Source organism: Methylophilus sp. QUAN, from assembly GCF_015354445.1.
Classification (GTDB): Bacteria; Pseudomonadota; Gammaproteobacteria; order Burkholderiales; family Methylophilaceae; genus Methylophilus.
Window position 1 is genome coordinate 1,358,389 of the sequence record NZ_JADKYT010000001.1, and the last position, 16,795, is coordinate 1,375,183.

General features: G+C 52.6%; 16 protein-coding genes. 4 read left to right on the top strand and 12 right to left on the bottom strand.

Annotation, left to right across the window (positions count from 1 at the left end):
- Positions 1–29 precede the first annotated feature (29 nt).
- The 12 genes from der to ndk are packed head-to-tail and all read right to left on the bottom strand — an operon-like array spanning position 30 to position 11,983.
- Positions 30–1,466: a ribosome biogenesis GTPase Der gene (der, locus tag INP79_RS06705; RefSeq protein ID WP_194753435.1), complete on the bottom strand. Its 1,437-nt coding sequence runs from the start codon at positions 1,464–1,466 to the stop codon at positions 30–32.
- Positions 1,466–2,680: an outer membrane protein assembly factor BamB gene (bamB, locus tag INP79_RS06710; RefSeq protein ID WP_194753436.1), complete on the bottom strand. Its 1,215-nt coding sequence runs from the start codon at positions 2,678–2,680 to the stop codon at positions 1,466–1,468. Before bamB ends, der begins: the two co-directional genes overlap by 1 nt.
- Positions 2,681–2,686: 6 nt before the next feature.
- Positions 2,687–3,325, bottom strand: coding sequence for a tetratricopeptide repeat protein (locus INP79_RS06715; protein ID WP_194753437.1), 639 nt, complete (start codon positions 3,323–3,325; stop codon positions 2,687–2,689).
- A 39-nt stretch (positions 3,326–3,364) separates the two neighbouring features.
- Positions 3,365–4,174, bottom strand: coding sequence for an ATP-binding cassette domain-containing protein (locus tag INP79_RS06720; protein ID WP_194753438.1), 810 nt, complete (start codon positions 4,172–4,174; stop codon positions 3,365–3,367).
- Between the two features lie 10 nt (positions 4,175–4,184).
- Positions 4,185–5,009 carry an ABC transporter ATP-binding protein gene (locus INP79_RS06725; protein ID WP_194753439.1) on the bottom strand — a complete coding sequence of 275 codons (825 nt, stop codon included), beginning with the start codon at positions 5,007–5,009 and terminating at the stop codon, positions 4,185–4,187.
- Positions 5,006–5,761: an SIMPL domain-containing protein gene (locus INP79_RS06730; RefSeq protein WP_194753440.1), complete on the bottom strand. Its 756-nt coding sequence runs from the start codon at positions 5,759–5,761 to the stop codon at positions 5,006–5,008. The genes INP79_RS06725 and INP79_RS06730 overlap by 4 nt, the downstream gene beginning before the upstream one ends.
- 24 nt (positions 5,762–5,785) lie before the next feature.
- Positions 5,786–7,045 carry a histidine--tRNA ligase gene (gene hisS, locus INP79_RS06735; RefSeq protein WP_194753441.1) on the bottom strand — a complete coding sequence of 420 codons (1,260 nt, stop codon included), beginning with the start codon at positions 7,043–7,045 and terminating at the stop codon, positions 5,786–5,788.
- A gap of 3 nt (positions 7,046–7,048) precedes the next feature.
- On the bottom strand, positions 7,049–8,329 hold the full coding sequence (ispG, locus tag INP79_RS06740; protein WP_194753442.1) for a flavodoxin-dependent (E)-4-hydroxy-3-methylbut-2-enyl-diphosphate synthase: 1,281 nt from the start codon (positions 8,327–8,329) through the stop codon (positions 7,049–7,051).
- Between the two features lie 2 nt (positions 8,330–8,331).
- Positions 8,332–9,600 carry a RodZ domain-containing protein gene (locus INP79_RS06745; protein WP_194753443.1) on the bottom strand — a complete coding sequence of 423 codons (1,269 nt, stop codon included), beginning with the start codon at positions 9,598–9,600 and terminating at the stop codon, positions 8,332–8,334.
- A complete protein-coding gene (pilW, locus tag INP79_RS06750) occupies positions 9,601–10,401 on the bottom strand; it encodes a type IV pilus biogenesis/stability protein PilW (RefSeq protein WP_194753444.1) in 801 nt (266 codons plus the stop codon).
- Between the two features lie 3 nt (positions 10,402–10,404).
- Positions 10,405–11,523, bottom strand: coding sequence for a 23S rRNA (adenine(2503)-C(2))-methyltransferase RlmN (gene rlmN, locus INP79_RS06755; RefSeq protein ID WP_194753445.1), 1,119 nt, complete (start codon positions 11,521–11,523; stop codon positions 10,405–10,407).
- A gap of 55 nt (positions 11,524–11,578) precedes the next feature.
- Positions 11,579–11,983, bottom strand: coding sequence for a nucleoside-diphosphate kinase (ndk, locus tag INP79_RS06760; protein WP_055825381.1), 405 nt, complete (start codon positions 11,981–11,983; stop codon positions 11,579–11,581).
- Between the two features lie 248 nt (positions 11,984–12,231).
- Here ndk and INP79_RS06765 point away from each other — a divergent pair, with 248 nt between their 5' ends.
- Genes INP79_RS06765 through INP79_RS06780 form a run of 4 tightly spaced genes read left to right on the top strand, consistent with a single transcriptional unit; the run spans position 12,232 to position 16,698 of the window.
- Positions 12,232–13,440: a formylmethanofuran dehydrogenase gene (locus tag INP79_RS06765; protein ID WP_194753446.1), complete on the top strand. Its 1,209-nt coding sequence runs from the start codon at positions 12,232–12,234 to the stop codon at positions 13,438–13,440.
- Complete coding sequence (locus tag INP79_RS06770; protein WP_194741810.1) at positions 13,437–15,101, top strand: formylmethanofuran dehydrogenase subunit A; 1,665 nt, start codon at positions 13,437–13,439, stop codon at positions 15,099–15,101. The genes INP79_RS06765 and INP79_RS06770 overlap by 4 nt, the downstream gene beginning before the upstream one ends.
- 2 nt (positions 15,102–15,103) lie before the next feature.
- Entirely contained in the window at positions 15,104–16,030 is a 927-nt protein-coding gene (gene fhcD, locus INP79_RS06775; protein WP_194753447.1) for a formylmethanofuran--tetrahydromethanopterin N-formyltransferase, read from the top strand.
- The gene (locus tag INP79_RS06780) at positions 16,027–16,698 is read left to right on the top strand and encodes a formylmethanofuran dehydrogenase subunit C (protein ID WP_194753448.1); all 672 of its coding nucleotides are present in this window, start codon (positions 16,027–16,029) and stop codon (positions 16,696–16,698) included. Before fhcD ends, INP79_RS06780 begins: the two co-directional genes overlap by 4 nt.
- Positions 16,699–16,795 lie beyond the last annotated feature (97 nt).

A 16,795-nucleotide genomic window follows, 5' to 3' on the forward strand; every position in this document is an offset into this window, starting at 1 on the left:
GAGCAGGGCGGCTGCTCACCACATCAGTCTTATTTTTTAGTTTTATTTTGCTCGTTACGCTGTTTCAGCTTGGCGCGCATCTCGTTTTTGCGACGACGCATGGTAACTAGGCCTTCGCCTTTTTTGCGTTCATCTTCCTGTTTGTCGAACGGGTTTTCGCCTTGGTGATATTGCACACGTAAAGGGGTGCCTACCAGTTGGAAGGCTTTGCGGAAAATGCCTTCGAGGTAGCGGGTGTAGCTGGCTTTGACGCCATCAACATGGTTCCCGTGCACCACCACAATCGGCGGATTGCTGCCGCCCTGGTGGGCGTAACGCAGTTTAGGGCGGATGCCTTTGCTAATGGGTGGCTGGTGCTGCGTTGTGGCTTCGCCCAGCACGCGTGTTAGCTGAGGGGTTGCCAGTTTAGCCATGGCGGCCTTGAAGGCCACATCTACCGAGCCCAGTAACTCATTCAGGCCTTTTTTGCGCAGGGCTGAAATATAGTGGAACTTGGCAAAGTCGAGGAACTGTAATTTACGGTCGATTTCACGCTTGATCCACTCGCGTTCATCATCCTGCAGGCCATCCCATTTGTTAATGGCAACCACCAGTGCGCGACCGGCATCAACAATATACGCCGCGACGTGTGCATCTTGCTCGGTAATGCCATCCTTGGCATCGACGACCAGAATAGCCACATTGGCGTCTTCAATCGCCTGCATGGTTTTGATGACGGAGAATTTTTCGATGGCTTCGAATACTTTGCCGCGCTTACGCACACCAGCCGTATCAATAATGGTGTATTGCTTGCCGTTCTTTTCAAGCGCGATTTCGATGGAATCACGCGTCGTGCCAGGCTGGTCAAACGCAATCACCCGGTCTTCGCCGAGCAACGCGTTCACCAGTGTCGACTTGCCGACGTTAGGACGGCCGACAATGGCGATTCTTGGCGTGTCATGATTAACCGGTTCGGTGGCTTCAGGCTCTTTTTCGCTGATAGTTTCCAGTGCCAGCTCGATCAGGTCGCGTACGCCTTCACCGTGGGCAGATGAAATAGACAAAGGATCCCCCATGCCCAACTCATGGAAGTCTGCACTGACGATGGCTTTGCGCATGCCTTCGGTTTTGTTGACGGCGAGCAGGATAGGGCGCTGTGCCTTACGCAAGGTCTGCGCAATGGTAAATTCTTGTGGTGTCAGGCCTGCGCGTGCATCGACCAAAAAGATAATCACATCGGCTTCGTCGATCGCCAGCAGGGTTTGCTTGGCCATTTCTTTGAGAATGCCGGTGTCTGCTGTTGGCTCAAAGCCGCCGGTATCAATCACCAGGTAGGGCTGGCTGGCGCCCAGGCCGCGGCCATAGTGACGGTCTCTGGTTAATCCAGGCAGGTCAGCCACGAGCGCATCGCGTGACCGGGTCAAGCGATTGAATAAAGTAGATTTGCCGACATTGGGTCGGCCAACAAGTACGATGGTAGGTAGCATTATTTGTATGTGACTGCGTAAAGGTGGCCGTCACGCGATTGCGCAAAGAATTGATTGGCATTGCTGCCCGCAATCAGTGACATAATGGGTTTGGAACCCAACTGCAGGCGGCCAACAAAGCTGCCATCATCCTGGCTAAGTAAGTGGATATACCCTTCTAGATCGCCGACAGCGACCACATTGCTCAATGGCAGTGGGACGGTCAAGTTGCGGTAGCCGAGGTTACCCTGGCGCCAGAAGGTTTTGCCATTGGTGCTGTCCAGTGAGTAGACAGAGCCCATGGTATGGCTTAAATAAACTTTATTATTATCTTCGGTCAGGCCGACATAGCTGGAAATGTCGCGGTTCCATACTACCTGGCCGCGCTGGCGGTCAACGGCGGCCACTTTGCCCTGATAAGCGACAACATACACGACCGGCCCATCGACAAACGGCAGGCTGGTGATATCAGCAATACGTTCGATTTCTGTCACGCCTTTGGGCTGGGCGACGGTGGCTTCCCAAACCAGTTTGCCATTGTCAGCACGAATGGCGACCAGTTTGCCGCCTGGAAAACCGGCATAGACGGCGCCGCTATCGACCACAATGCCAGCTTGCGTTTTAAGTGACAGTGAAGGGGTTGCGCGCTCATAGGACCATTTGCGGCGGCCATCAGCGGCGTCAATGCCATAAATGTGGTGGTCGCTGGTGCGGACAATGACCGTGCCATCGTAATAACGTGGCTGACCTTGTACTTCGCTGCTGAGGACGGCACTCCACAGCTTTTTACCGTTAACATTTAACGCAAATAAATGACCTTTGCTGGTGCCGACCAATACCAGGCCGCCACCCAGGCCTGCGCCACTGCTAATGGGCTCACCGAGTTCGGTTTCCCAGATAGTTTTGCCGGTTTCAGCCGACAGTTGCATCACGCTGCCTTCAGCATTGACAGCATAAATCAGGTTGTCTGCCAGCACTGGCGCATAGGTAAAGCGGCCAGGGTTCCCTACATCCACAGACCATTGGATGCGGGTTTCATAAGAGGACTTGATCTCTTCCAGTTCGACAGGCGGATTGGCCGGTTCTGCGCCAAAAATACTTTCACTGATATTGGTTTTAACATCATTGAATGCCGTGCATGCAGACAGCCCGCTGCCAAGCAGGAACAAGGCGGCTAGCGTCGCATGTTTAAGGGATTGCGGCTGGTGGCGCAGAGCAGGAAAGAGAGACCTCATTGGCAATTATCCCAAGGCATCCAGCTTTTGCTGGGTCAGGTAAAACAGTTTGCCTTCAGGGTCCAGGCCTTGCAATGCTTTGTTATAAGCGTCTTTGGCTTCTTTCTCTTGCTTGTTGGCAATATAAATATCACCAAGCAATGCGTTTTTAATGCCATCAAAGCCTTTGTCATCAATCGCGGCCAGGGTCTTCTTGGCATCATCCAGTGCGTTACGTTCAATTTGCAAACCGGCAACTTCAACGGCAGCCATGTGTTTGATGGCAGGCTCTTTGGCTTCTGCCATGGCCCAGCGCAATTGCTTTTCGGCGGCTTCAGATTGGTTGGCTTCATGCAATGCACGCGCAGCAAACAGGGCAGCACGGCCAGCATACGGTGTCATGCTGTAATTTGCTTCAATGGCTTCAGCGTCTTTGCTGATCTGTTCGGCTTTTTTGCTATCTACGTCCAGCAATGGGGTGCTGACCAGCGTTTGGTAAGCGGTTGAGGCGGCCGTCGCCTTGCTGTTCATCCAGGATTGGTAACCTTGCCAGCCACCATAAGCCACAGCAGCGGCAATCACCAGGCGGGTGACCAGTTTTCCATTTTTGTTCCACCAGGCTCTAAACTCGTCCAGTTGTTCCTGTTCTTCCAAATCGTATGCCATTGCAATGTTCCTGCGTGTTCTTATTGAATGAGGGTGAGATTAAGCGGTTATAGCGCGTAGCCCATGGCCGGGAATCGCGCTAAGTAACTGTTGTGTATATTTTTGCTGGGGAGCATTATAAATGGTTTCTACGCTTCCTTGCTCAATTACTTTGCCTTTTTGCATCACCAGTACGTCGTCGGCAATGTGCCTGACCACGCGTAAATCGTGGGTGATAAATAAATAACTGAGTCCCATTTCCTGCTGTAGTTGCTTGAGCAAAAGCAATATCTGCGCTTGTACTGACACATCCAGTGCGGACACTGGTTCGTCACAAACCAGCAATTTTGGTTGCAAAATAAGCGCACGGGCTATACCAATACGCTGGCGCTGGCCGCCGGAAAACTGATGTGGATACTTGCGCGCATCATCCGCCTGCAGGCCAACCTTTTTCAGCATCTGTACGACGCTGTCATGTTGTTGTTGGGCATTTCCGATACGATGGATGACCAGGCCTTCCGCAATAATGTCGCCAATGCGCATTCTCGGGTTCAGCGAGGCAAACGGATCCTGAAATACCATTTGGATATGGCGCCGTGCAGTGCGCAGGGCGTTCTTATCCAGCGCTAGAAAGTCCTGGCCGTCAAAAATCACTTCGCCACTATCTAATGGCAGCAAGCGCAAAATGCCGCGTGCCAGCGTGGATTTGCCACTGCCGGATTCCCCAACCACGGCCAGCGTCGTGCCGCGTTTGAGTTGCAGGTTGACATCAGCCAAGGCATGTATGGTATGGCTATTGAGCCCCAGCGTGCCTGTGCGTTGGCTGTAGGTTTTATTGAGGTGGCGTGCTTGCAGCAATATATCAGTCATGGTGACTCCATCAGGCGGGCGCAAGCCAGTCGTAAGTCATGGGCTGTAGCACTTTTTTGCCTTCGGCATCGGGCACGCAGGCCAGCAGGGCGCGAGTGTAAGGATGTTGCGGCGATTGCAGTACTTGCGCCACGCTGCCGGATTCGACGATTTCACCGCGAAACATGACGATGACTTCGTCTGCAATGTCGGCGACTACGCCAAAATCATGGGTGATAAACAGCATGGCCATGTGCAGGCGATTTTTCAAATCGTCCAGCAGGCGTAACACCTGCGCCTGTACCGTGACATCCAGTGCCGTGGTGGGCTCGTCTGCGATGAGTAAGGCAGGTTCGCAGGCAATGCTCATGGCAATCATCACGCGCTGGCGCTGGCCGCCAGAGAGCTCGTCGGGATAGCTGTCCGCGCGCGCTGGGTCTATGCCGACTTGTTCCAGTAAGGCGGCGACTTTTTGTTTGAGCGCCTGGCCTTTGAGTCCCAGATGTGTTTGCAATGGCTCGCCGATTTGAAAGCCTATGGTCAGCACCGGGTTGAGTGATGTCATTGGCTCCTGGAAAATCATACCCATTTGTCTGCCGCGCAGGTGCTGCATGGTAGTTTCATTGAGTTGGCTGATGTCCTGGCCCTGAAAAAACACTTGCCCTTGCATACGCAATTGCGGTGAAAGTAATTTCATCACACTCAGTGCAGTCAGGCTTTTGCCGCTGCCGGATTCGCCGACGATGCAAGTGGTTTTGCCCCTTTGCAGCGCGAAAGACACCTGCTTGACCAGTGTGCGCTCAGGTGCATGGGCTGGCGAGATGCTGAGTTGGTCGATGCGTAAAATTTCAGTCATTCGATGTTATACACCACGGTGACTACCACACGGGCAATTTTATCCACGGTGGATTTATCGTAAATACCACCGTAGCTGTTGTCGCTGTCTTCACCGCCGGTGGCAGGCAAAATATAAAACGCGCCCTGGCTGGCAGACTTCATGACGCCTACCTTGACGCCATCCTGTTTAACAAACTCGGTCGCCCGCGTGCGTGCATTTTTGGTTGCATCTGCAATCAGTGACATTTTGACGGTTTCCAGATTGCTGACCAGGTATTCGGGTGGTTGTGAGGTGACCGGGTGATTATCTGCGCGTAAAGTCAAAATTGCCTGGTTGGCGGCCGCAATTTTCTTGAGATCTTTGCTGCTGATATGCACGCTTTGATAGCCCTCAAAGCCGCGTTGTACCTGGCGTGGGCTGTCGTGGACATATTCTTCTTCGTAATGCGGCCCCAGCGTTTGCACATCTACCGTGCGCATGCTGGAATCCAGGCCTTGCAGGTCCAAAAAATTTGCCAGGACGGCACGCTCACGGTCTATGGCTTGCAGGGTTTCGGCCTGTGTAGGTGCGACCACACCGATATTAATCGTCCATTGCGCGCGATCTGCCTTGACTGGTTTTTCTGCCAGGCCCTTCACGGTAATGGATTGCTGGCTGGAAACGGCATGTTTTGCCTGCACGCCCAGAATAAAGGCTGCCGATGCCATGCCCACTGCCAGAAGCAGGCCCAATGCCGTCATGGCATTAAAAAAGTGTTTTTGCTCTGACATCCGGCCTCCTATGGCGTGAAGCGATTAACTGGATTGTACGATGTTCAATACCTGATCAAGACTCACGCGTGCTTGTTCGCCTTGTCCCAGCATGGGTTTTAGGCTGAGCTCATTGGCTGCTGCTTCGTCATCGCCTAAAATGGCCGCAAATCTGGCACCGCTGCGATCCGCTTTCTTCATTTGCGATTTGAAGCTGCCACCACCGGCGTGCAGTACCACGTTCAAGCCCATGCTACGCAGACTTTCAGCGACGGTAAAGGCTTTCTGCTCGGCCAGGTCGCCAACATTGACCAGGTAAATATCCGCCTGGTTGGCGGCGGTCACGCCGTATTCTTGCATGAGCAGGAACACGCGCTCCAGGCCAATGCCAAAACCACAGGCAGGCGTTGCGCTACCGCCGATGCGTTCTACCAGAGTATCGTAGCGGCCACCGCCGGCAATCGTGCCCTGGGCGCCCAGTTTAGTGGTCACCCATTCAAACACGGTGCGGTTGTAGTAATCAAGCCCACGCACCAGTCGATGGTTAATGGTGTAAGCAATACCAGCCTGGTCGAGCAGGGCGCACAATTTGGCGAAGTGCAGTTTGGAGGACTCCCCCAGGCAGTCCATTAATTTAGGGGCCGCCTCACACATGGCTTGCATGCGTGGGTTTTTGGTATCCAGAATACGCAAAGGGTTGCTATGCAAACGACGTTTGGCGTCTTCATCCAGCAGGTCTGCATGCTGCTCAAAATAGGCAATCAGTGTTTGGCGATATTGTGCGCGTTCGTCCGCATCACCGATGCTGTTTAACTGTAATTCAACGTCGGCGATGCCCAGCGCTTGCCACAAGCGTGCTAATAGCACGATTTGTTCAGCATCGACATCCGGGCCATCAAAGCCAAAAGCCTCGACGCCAATCTGGTGAAACTGGCGCTGGCGGCCTTTTTGTACATTTTCATGGCGGAACATCGGGCCCATATACCACAGGCGCTGTGGGCCATTGTAGGTCAGGTTATGTTCAACTACCGCACGCACACAGCCAGCAGTTCCTTCCGGACGCAGGGTCAGTTTGTCGCCATTGAGCTTGTCTTCCCAGGCATACATTTCTTTTTCAACAATATCGGTATGTTCGCCGACACTGCGCACAAACAGTTCAGTAGGTTCCACCAGTGGCATGCGGATATTGTTGTAACCATACTGGCCCAAAATGCGGCGGGCGGTATCTTCGAGTTTAAACCAGAGAGGAGTGGCTTCCGGCAAAATGTCGTAGAAGCCTTTGATAGATTGAAATTTTTGCGTCATAAACTAAATAGCAACGATAGGGATCACGCTGGCTTTGGCAGCGCGTAGCTTGCCACCTTCTGCGTAGTGCGTGCGGACATATTCGTCCACAATGTCTTGAAATTCTTCGGCGATATAGTCACCTTTGAGGGTAACGGTTTTTTCGCCATCGACAAATACTGGTGCGACCGGGGTTTCGCCCGTGCCTGGTAAGCTGATGCCGATATTAGCCAGCTTGGACTCACCCGGCCCGTTGACCACGCAGCCCATGACGGCCACGTTGAGTGTTTCTACGCCAGGGTACTGTGCACGCCAAACCGGCATCTGGTTACGCAGCCAGGTCTGGATTTGCAATGCCAGTTCCTGGAAATAGGTGCTGGTGGTGCGTCCACAACCTGGGCAAGCGGTCACCAAGGGGGTAAACGAGCGTATGCCCATGGTTTGCAGGATTTCCTGCGCGACAACCACTTCCTTGGTACGGGATTCGCCAGGCTCAGGCGTGAGTGACACGCGTATGGTATCGCCTATGCCTTGTTGCAGCAAAATGGCCAGGGCAGCGGTGGAGGCGACCACGCCTTTTGAGCCCATACCTGCTTCGGTCAGGCCCAGATGCAAAGGGTAGTCGCAACGTTTGCCAAGCTCTTGATACACCAGAACCAGGTCTTGTACATTGCTCACTTTGCAAGAAATAATGATTTGATTCGGGTTTAACCCCAGGTCAACCGCTTGTTGCGCGCTTTCGAGTGCAGACTGGATCAAGGCTTCACGCATCAAGGCATCGGCAGATAAAGGATTGGCGGCTTTGCCGTTGTCATCCATCATTTGTGCCATTTTTGCCTGGTCCAGACTGCCCCAGTTCACGCCGATACGCACGGCCTTTTTGTAGTGGATGGCGGCTTCAATCATGGCGGCAAACTGTTCGTCACGCTTGCTGCCCTTGCCGACGTTACCAGGGTTGATACGGTATTTGGCCAGCGCTTCAGCGCAGTCAGGGTAGGCTTGCAGCAACTTGTGGCCGTTAAAGTGAAAGTCACCCACCAGCGGTACATTGCAACCCAAGGCATCCAGGCCTTTGCGAATCGTGGAGACCTGTGCAGCGGCTTCAGCGCTGTTGACGGTGATGCGTACCACCTCTGAGCCGGTTTGCCACAGCTCATAGACCTGGGCAATGGTGGCCTGTGCATCTGCAGTATCAGTATTGGTCATGCTCTGCACGACGACAGAGGAGACGGTCGTGCCATCCAGGCCGCCACCGACTGCCACATGGCCGACCATTACCTGACGGGTGTTTCTACGGGATATCATGGTTATTTCAATTGAATGCGTGCCACGCGGCCACGGGTAGCCTGTGTTAAATCATAAGGTTGGTTATCAATCGTCAATTGGGTGCCGCTGGCATGGCCTACAGTAATATTGACTGGTTTTTCGGTGGTGACCTGGCGCTCGGAACCTGCAGGCATGACTTCGCTAAAGACTTTTTTTCCTTGCAGGTCTTCAATACGCACCCAGGAGTCTTCATTGACTTTAAATACCAGGCTGGCTTTTTGCGGCTCGGTTGCCTGCAAGGTGGTGCCTTCTGCTGCCTGCGTGGTGGCTGGCGTTGGCGTGCTGACAATGGTGTTATTTGTCACCGCGTTATTCGCAGGGAATGTAGTTGTTGCATTTGCGGTTGCATCATTGCCAGTCGTCGCTGGAGCAACTGCAGAATTATCCACAGCTGCTGGGCTGGCATCTACATTTTGTGCCGCCGGAGCCACTGGGGCAATGTCGGTTGGCGCAGGCGCAGCTTCAGGCACCGGAATCGGAATTTCCTGCCCGGTGGTCTCAGCAATCTCATCCACATCCAAGGCCAAAGCCGCATCTTTTAAAGCTTGTGGCTTGATATGGTTAATATAAAAATAGGCTGCAATGCCTGCCAATACCAGAAAAATCAGGAATGTCAGCAATCGTTGCGGACGGAATCCTGGTGCTGGCTGATCTATCACTGACCGGCTGGCGTTGGAGCGCACGCTCAGTGGCAGGGGTGCTTTATTGGGCACAATGCGTTGATAGGCTTCAAGAATCGGGTTGACGTCAATGTTGAGCAGGCGGGCGTAATTGCGAATAAAGCCACGCACAATGCTTGGCTGTGGCAGCTTGTCAAAATCATCCTGTTCAATGGCCTGGATCTGTTTGAGGCCTAGTCTCAACTGGCTACACACTTCATGAATGCTCAGGCCTTGCGCCTCACGCGCTGCTTTCAGCACGTTGCCGCAACCTGAGCCATAGGCCAGCGTGGCACTGGCGGGTTGTGGCGCGCTTTCCAAGGCCATGGCTGCGCCATATTCTTCGGGGGCGTCCGGGTGCTCGGCAGTGGTGGCCTGCGTTACATCACTGCTGGTTTGCAGCTGCTGGCTTCCCATGTCGTGGCTTTTCATGACCTGATTCTCTATGCCCTGGCTTTCCATGGCGACCTGATAGGCCTGGTCGGAGGCGGGCTCGGCCACTGTTTTGCGTTTGCGACCACGTTTAGGTTTGTCTGCTGCCTCTGCCGCTACAGGGTTGACGTTGGTTTTGTCTTCTGACGTCACGCGCATTTACTCCATTTTCAGCAATTGTTTGGTTTCGTTGGCATTCGGGAACAATTTATGCAATTGAACGCTGTAGTAGCTGGCATCATCCGGCATGTGTAATGCCCGGCAAATGCGTACTGCCAAAAATAATGACTCTGGTGTGGGGGCAACGTTCACACTATTTTGTAAGGTATTCAGTGCCAGCGCCGGTTCGCCACGTGAAAATTGCAGGTTAGCCAGTTGATAAGCACTGGCGTGTGCTAACGGATCAACTTGCAAAGCCTGGAAGAAATAGTTTTCTGCCTGTGTTTTTTGCTGTGCCCGCAACGCACACACGCCAGCGTTGTACAGCGCCACTTGCGGAGTTTTGTAGAGCGGGTTTTTCACCGCCTGCATAAACTCTTTTTGTGAGGCGTCATATTTGCCCTGGTCGCACAAGAAGCGGCCATAATTATTATGTGATTCAGAGTTAGCCGGTTGCAACTGGATAGAGCGTTTAAACGCTTCTTCAGCTCGGCCTTGTTCGCCAATCGCCGCATACACTAGGCCCAGGCCATTGTAAGCCAGCGCATAGTTTGGGCTGCGCTCAATCGCGGTGTTAAATTCTTCCAGTGCCACGTCGTAACGTCTGAGGCGGAAATACTCAGCCCCTAACTCTGTATGCACGCGTGCAGACTCCACATCGCCAGTTTCGCGGCCTATGGGTTGCTGGTCATACGGAGAATTGTTGCTATTGGACGACGGGTTTTGTGCACAACCCGCCAGCCACAGCGCAGAGGCCAAGGTAAGCATGACCGCGGATGGCGTGAGGAAGGTTGTTTTCATGGCTTACTGTTCCGGATGAATCGCGATGGTTTTTTCTGTACGTTTGGTTTTGTCCAGCACTTTGCCTGCGAGCTGTCCGCAGGCAGCATCAATATCATCGCCACGCGTTTTACGTACGGTGACGACAAACCCAGCCTGCATTAACATATCACGAAACGCGCGTACCTGCATCGGTTTGGAGGTGCCGTAACCGCTGTTAGGGAACGGGTTAAAAGGAATTAGGTTAAATTTGCACGGCACATTGCGCACAATATTAATCAGTTGTTTGGCATGTTCCAGCGTGTCGTTCACACCGTCCAGCATCACATATTCAAACGTCACAAAGTCGCGCGGTGCCTTGACCAGGTAGCGCTCGCAGGCGGCCATCAGGTCTTTGATCGGGTATTTCTTGTTGATAGGCACGATTTCATCACGCAACGCGTCGTTAGGCGCATGCAAAGACACCGCCAGTGCCACCGGACAGTCTTCTTTCAGGCGATCCATGGCCGGCACCATGCCGCTGGTCGACAAGGTCACGCGACGGCGGCTGAGGCCGTAGGCGCTGTCATCGAGCATGATTTGCATGGCGGTGACCACGTTGTCGTAGTTGGCTAGCGGCTCGCCCATACCCATCATCACCACGTTGGAGATAATCCGTTCGCCGGGCGGCAGCAAATCGTAGCCTGGCGCCTGGCGCAAAGCGTGATTAGCGATCCACAACTGGCCGATAATTTCGGAGACGTTTAAGTTGCGGTTAAAGCCCTGGCGGCCGGTACTGCAAAATGTACATTCCAGAGCACAGCCGACCTGGCTGGAAATGCACAATGTGCCACGGTCATCCTCAGGGATAAAGACGGTTTCTACGCTATTGGCGGTGCCGTCTTTAAGATTGTTGGTGCCGACCAGCCATTTGCGAGTGCCATCATCAGACACTTGCTCCAGCTGAATGTCAGGCAATTTGAATTCGGTTTCCTGGCGCAGTTTTTCGCGCAGGGTTTTGGCAATATCGGTCATCTGATCGAGGTCTAGCACCCCGAAATGATGCATCCAGCGCATTAATTGCTTGGCGCGAAAAGGCTTCTCGCCGAGACTTGCAAAGTACTCGGCGAGTTGCGGTTGGTTAAGATTGAGTAAATTAACCAAGTGTATTTCCTAATTCGATATCACTGAAACGTCAATGCAGACGAAACTTGAATAATTAACCGAAGAAGTATTTGATTTCGATCGCTGCATTTTCCAGTGAGTCGGAACCGTGTACAGCGTTCGCATCAATGCTTTCAGCAAAGTCAGCACGGATAGTGCCTGGCGCTGCATCTTTAGGGTTGGTTGCACCCATCAGTTCGCGGTGTTTCAACACAGCGTTTTCGCCTTCCAGCGCTTGAATCATCACTGGACCGGAAATCATGAACTTCACCAGGTCGTTGAAGAAAGGACGCTCTTTGTGCACAGCGTAAAAGCCTTCAGCTTCAGCTTGTGTCAATTGCGTGAATTTAGCAGCCACGATTTTCAAACCGGCGTTTTCAAAACGGGTGTAGATTTGACCAATCACGTTTTTTGCAACTGCGTCTGGTTTGATAATGCTGAGTGTGCGCTCTAAAGCCATGAGAACTCCAATAAGTTAATTAACAAGAAAACAAACGAGCATTCTACTATTTTTAACGTGATTGATAAACCGCATTGATATATCTAAGTGATGACTTTTGTCAGTTTATTGCTTTAAATAGCAGGCATTCATTGCTTTATTTTTTTTATCTATCCAACATAGATGTTTTATGATGTGTTGGTTTCCAACGATCACGTGTATATTCGTTTTCAATAAATGGACGATCAAAACGAGAGACCTCATAAGCCATGACAAATCAACAAGACAGTATGCATGCATGCCCGGCCTGTGGCTTGCTATGTGACGATATTTCGGGGGATGCCATTGCCAGGCAGCAGTTTTCGTGTGGCAAGGCAGCAAAATTCTATGCGCGGGTAAGCACGGGCGCACAACCACAGATTGCCGGACGAGCTGCGTCGCTGACAGACGCGGTTGCTGCCGCGGTAGCCGTGCTCAAGCAGGCAAACACACCACTGGTGGCTGGCAGTAGTACCGATGTGCATGGCGCGCGCGCCTTGGTGCGCCTGGCCCAGCACACAGGTGCGGCGATGACGCACATGAACGCCAGCAGCACGCTGCGCAATATGAAAGTGTTGCAACACCGCGGCTGGCAGACGACGACGCTGACTGAAGTGCGTAACCGTGCAGATGTGATTCTGATGATAGGCACCGATGTGGTGACCCACAATACGCGTTTCTTTGATCGCGTCGTTTGGGTTGATGACGCCATGTTTACCGATCCTGCTGCGCGCAAGATTATTTACCTGGGTGGCGATAAGTTGAGCACCAAGCCGGGGATCTCACCGGATGGCCGTGCGCCAGAAGTCATCGCGTGTGCTGCTGAGCATTTGCCTGAAGTAGTAGCGACTTTGCGTGCATTGGTAATGGATAAGCCAGTCACGGTAGCCTCAGTTGCCGGTATTGCCGTCAGCACGTTAAAAACGCTGGCGGATACCTTGAAGGCAGCTAAATATGCCACGCTGGTCTGGGTATCTAAAGATTTGCATTACGATCATGCTGAACTCACCATTGAAAATATTACCGAAACCGTGGTCGCGCTCAACCAGAAGAGCCGCGCCATGGGTTTATCTATGGGCGGTAGCGATGGCGACACCAGCGTCAATTATGCGCACACCTGGCTCAACGGCGTCATTATTGACGCACCAGAGTGGGAAAGTCATGATGCAGTCGTCTGGGTGAATAGTTATAGCCCAGACGCCATGCCGCCGGCTGGCACGGGGCCGGTCATCGTGCTGGGCGCGCCTGACAGCCAGTTTGATGTCACGCCTGCTGTGTTTATTCCAGTGGCGACGCCTGGCCTGGATTGCAATGGCCAGCAGTTCCGTGTTGACGGTTCAGTGACCCTGCCGCTGACTGCCGCCAAACCTTCTGATTTACCGACTTTATCGCAAGTGGTGGCCCTGATAGAAGCCCAATTACAAGGAGATTTGGCATGATTACGCTACTCAAAAATGCCAAAGTGATAGACCCTGCCAACCATAAAGATGGGGTGGTGCAGGATATCTATATTCGCGATGGCCGTATTATTGCCAAACCGGCTGACAGTGAAAAAATCGGTCAGGTGCACGACCTGAATGGCAAGATTGTCATGGCTGGCGCCATTGATATGCACAGCCATATCGGCGGCGGTAAAGTGAATATTGCGCGTATGCTGCTGCCAGAATATCAGGCCATGCGCCGTCTGGAAGAGCCTGAGGCACATATTTGCGGCGCCAACTGTAGCCATCACGCCACGCCAAACACCACAGATACTGGCATGCGCTATATCGAAATGGGCTATACCGCCGCGTTTGAACCTGCCATTTTGGCCGTTAATGCGCGTCAGGCACATATGGAAATGGGTGATACGCCCATGATCGATAAAGGCGGCTACGCCATGTTGGGTAATGATGATTATTTTTTACGGTTACTCAGCCAGAATGCCGACCAGAAAACCATTAACGACTACGTGGCGTGGACCTTGCATGCGACACAAACCATCGGCATTAAAGTGGTTAACCCGGGCGGTATTTCTGCCTTTAAATTCAATGAGCGTCGCCAGGATTTAGATCAGCAGCACAGCCATTACCACATCACGCCGCGCCGTATTCTGCAGGCTTTGAGTCGTGCGGTGAACGAGATCGGTATTGCCAAGCCTTTGCATGTGCACTGTAATAACCTGGGCGTGGCGGGTAACTTCCAGACCACGTTAGACACCATGGGCGCTAGCGATGGCTTACCCATGCATCTCACGCATATCCAGTTTCACAGCTACGGCACAGAGGGCGATAAAAAGTTTTCTTCTGCGGCAGCCAATATTGCTGAAGCGATCAATAGCAATAAACATATTACTGCCGATGTGGGTCAGATTCTGTTCGGTCAAACCGTGACCGCCTCTGGCGATAATATGATGCAACATTTGAACGCCAAAGTCGCCAATCCGAAAAAATCGGTGATTATGGATATTGAGTGTGATGCCGGTTGCGGTGTGGTGCCGTTTAAATACCGTGACCAGAACTATGTGAATGCCTTGCAGTGGGCGATTGGGCTGGAAGTGTTTTTGAGTGTGGATGACCCTTGGCGCGTGTTCCTGACCACTGACCATCCGAACGGCGCGCCGTTTACCAGCTATCCGCACCTGATTCGTTTGCTGATGGATAAAACCTTCCGTAACGATGCGTTTGACAAGCTCAACCTGGATGCGCAGGCCATGAGTAACCTGAAATCACTGGACCGTGAATATAGCTTGTATGAAATCGCCACCATGACGCGCTCAGCGCCAGCCAAATTGATTGGCCTGCAAGACCGTGGCCATCTGGGCGTAGGCGCGGCAGCGGATATTACGGTGTATACCGACCAGGCCGACAAAGAAGCCATGTTTGCCAAGCCAGACTTGGTATTTAAAGACGGCGAGCTGGTGGTGAAAGAGGGTAAAGTGGTGAAAGTGGTATGGGGTGCAACGCATACTGCCAAGCCAGCATTTGATGTCGGTGTGGAAAAAGACATCAAACAGTATTTTGACCGCTACCACACCATGCAAATGAACAACTTCAAAATTTCGAATGACCATATTGCGGAAGATGGCCGCAACCATGTCATTAACCATGCGCAGGGGTAATTATGGTGATTAACGGAGTAGAGATAGACGATACCTTTGCCGAAGCATTCAATATGCGTGGCACGCGTATCCTGATTACCGCGCAAAACCTGCGCTGGGCTTATAACGCTGCCAATGCCATGACTGGCTTTGCCACCAGCGTGATTGGTTGTGGCGTAGAGGCGGGCATAGAGCGTGAGTTGACTGAGGACGAAACGCCAGATGGTCGTCCTGGCCTCAGCGTACTCATGTTCGCCATGGGCAGCAAAGTGCTGATGCAACAGCTGGAAACGCGTATGGGGCAATGTATCCTCACTTGCCCAACGGCGGCGGCATTTGCTGGCATTGAGTCTGAAGACATGATTAGCCTGGGCAAACATTTGCGCTTTTTTGGCGATGGTTACCAGGTGTCTAAACAAATCCCGGATGCGAATGGCAAGCTCAAACGCTACTGGCGTATTCCGGTCATGGATGGCGAATTTTTGACCGAAGAAACTACTGGCATGGTGCGCGCCATTGGTGGCGGCAACTTCCTGGTGTTGGGCGCCAGCCAGGCGCAAGTGCTCACGGCCTGTGAAGCGGCGATTGATGCCATGCGCAAGTTGCCTAATGTGATTATGCCGTTCCCTGGTGGTGTGGTGCGTTCCGGCTCCAAGGTTGGTAGCAAATATCCCAAAATGTTCGCCAGTACCAATGATGCCTTCTGCCCGACACTCAAAGGTGTGGTCAAGAGCGAGCTCGATCCACGTGTAGAAAGTGTGATGGAAATCGTGGTCAATGGCCTGACGTTTGAAGATATTGCGGTTTCCATGAAAGCCGGGATTGAAGCGGCTTGCAGCCTGGGCAAAGATAATGGCATTTTGCGTATTTCTGCCGGTAACTATGGCGGCAAGTTAGGCCAGCATCACTTTAAGTTACGCCCAATTTTAAGCGGGGAGGTCAGCGCATGAGCCATATCACTTTAACGGCGAAAGCCGTTTCACGTAGCGTTGATTGTCGCGCTTTGTTGCCAGAAGCTTTGCAAGGCAAAACAGTGGCTGAGATTGCAAGCATCAAACTGGCCGCTAACCTAAGTGTGGCGGATGTGTTTGAAGTCAGCGTAGACACTGCTTCAGAAGCGGCGGCGGTGACTTTTAAAAACACCACGTCTGCCCATCAATACATAGGCTTTGGTATGACTACCGGCCAAATCAGCGTGACAGGCGATGCCGGGGACTTTTTAGGCGCGCAACTGCAAAATGGCGTATTGATTTGCACAGGCAATGTAGGGGCGCGTGCGGGTGACCGTATGCGCCGCGGCATGTTGCTGATTGAAGGTAATACCGGTGATTATTGTGGCTCTGACATGATGGCGGGCACGTTGGGCGTGCTTGGCACCACGGGCGCTCACCTTGGCTATGGCATGAAGCGCGGTACTTTGTTATTGGCTCACAGGCCTGCCGAGCAAGCGACCTGGGTGGACTGCGGGTTCCATAAATTACCCTTCCTCAATATTCTATATAAGTCTTTCAAGCGGCTGGATAGCCGTTTTGCGCAGATCAGCAGCCAACGCGTGCAGCGCTGGATGGGCGATATGGGTGGCCTGGGCAAAGCAGAAATCCTGGTAATTCAGTCCTGATGGGCTGTTTTAACGATGTGAGATGAACGGGCCTGGTGCCCGTTTTTCTTTTTGCATCAGGGGGTTACAGTGGTAAAATCGCATTTTTGAAATAAAT

Excerpts from the sequence above, each read along its gene's own strand:
- hisS (WP_194753441.1), bottom strand. The coding sequence starts at position 7,045 with ATGACGCAAAAATTTCAATCTATCAAAGGCTTCTACGACATTTTGCCG.
- fhcD (WP_194753447.1), top strand. The coding sequence starts at position 15,104 with ATGGTGATTAACGGAGTAGAGATAGACGATACCTTTGCCGAAGCATTC.
- INP79_RS06730 (WP_194753440.1), bottom strand. The coding sequence starts at position 5,761 with ATGTCAGAGCAAAAACACTTTTTTAATGCCATGACGGCATTGGGCCTG.
- INP79_RS06765 (WP_194753446.1), top strand. The coding sequence starts at position 12,232 with ATGACAAATCAACAAGACAGTATGCATGCATGCCCGGCCTGTGGCTTG.
- INP79_RS06715 (WP_194753437.1), bottom strand. The coding sequence starts at position 3,325 with ATGGCATACGATTTGGAAGAACAGGAACAACTGGACGAGTTTAGAGCC.
- ispG (WP_194753442.1), bottom strand. The coding sequence starts at position 8,329 with ATGATATCCCGTAGAAACACCCGTCAGGTAATGGTCGGCCATGTGGCA.
- pilW (WP_194753444.1), bottom strand. The coding sequence starts at position 10,401 with ATGAAAACAACCTTCCTCACGCCATCCGCGGTCATGCTTACCTTGGCC.
- INP79_RS06725 (WP_194753439.1), bottom strand. The coding sequence starts at position 5,009 with ATGACTGAAATTTTACGCATCGACCAACTCAGCATCTCGCCAGCCCAT.
- der (WP_194753435.1), bottom strand. The coding sequence starts at position 1,466 with ATGCTACCTACCATCGTACTTGTTGGCCGACCCAATGTCGGCAAATCT.
- ndk (WP_055825381.1), bottom strand. The coding sequence starts at position 11,983 with ATGGCTTTAGAGCGCACACTCAGCATTATCAAACCAGACGCAGTTGCA.
- INP79_RS06770 (WP_194741810.1), top strand. The coding sequence starts at position 13,437 with ATGATTACGCTACTCAAAAATGCCAAAGTGATAGACCCTGCCAACCAT.
- INP79_RS06745 (WP_194753443.1), bottom strand. The coding sequence starts at position 9,600 with ATGCGCGTGACGTCAGAAGACAAAACCAACGTCAACCCTGTAGCGGCA.
- bamB (WP_194753436.1), bottom strand. The coding sequence starts at position 2,680 with ATGAGGTCTCTCTTTCCTGCTCTGCGCCACCAGCCGCAATCCCTTAAA.
- INP79_RS06780 (WP_194753448.1), top strand. The coding sequence starts at position 16,027 with ATGAGCCATATCACTTTAACGGCGAAAGCCGTTTCACGTAGCGTTGAT.
- INP79_RS06720 (WP_194753438.1), bottom strand. The coding sequence starts at position 4,174 with ATGACTGATATATTGCTGCAAGCACGCCACCTCAATAAAACCTACAGC.